The sequence below is a fragment of the Pseudomonas sp. EL_65y_Pfl2_R96 genome (genome assembly GCF_963970905.1).
Taxonomy (GTDB): Bacteria; Pseudomonadota; Gammaproteobacteria; order Pseudomonadales; family Pseudomonadaceae; genus Aquipseudomonas.
Genome location: NZ_CAXAQH010000295.1, coordinates 1 through 473 on the forward strand (window position 1 = coordinate 1; position 473 = coordinate 473).

The window sequence follows — 473 nt, forward strand, 5'->3', positions numbered from 1 at the left end:
CGCATCGAGCGGACATAACGATCCTCGGCGCGATGCCCGCCGAGCGCAGCGCGGGCGTGATCGGTGAACAGCGCCGCCCGCAAGGCTGGCGTGGTCACCCCGACCGAACGGGCATAGCCCTCCGCCCCATCCTCGGCGAGCGCCAGCAGCGTCGTCTTGGCGCGGAGCGGACGCGGTGCCCAATCGGCCTTGGGATACCAGCGGCCCAGTGTGCCGAACAGGTTCGAGCGGATCGACGCCGGCACCATCGCGCGCACGCGCTCCTCCGCCGCCTGAAACTTGTAGCGGCGGTATCCGGCAAAGGCCTCGTCCGCCCCATCCCCCGACAAAGCCACCGTAACATCCTCGCGCGCCAGTTCGCACACCCGATACGTCGCCAGCGCTGACGCATCGGCAAAGGGTTCGGCAAAGGCATGGACCAGCGTATCGAGCAGCGAAAAATTGTCCGCCGCGACCACGCGCTCGCGGCGCCG

Annotated in this window: 1 protein-coding gene; it reads right to left on the reverse strand. The window is 69.1% G+C overall.

Going from position 1 to position 473, the window contains the following annotated elements; genetic code table 11:
- On the reverse strand, positions 1-473 hold a 473-nt coding region (locus AACY49_RS30715; RefSeq protein ID WP_339528054.1), incomplete at both ends, for an asparagine synthase-related protein.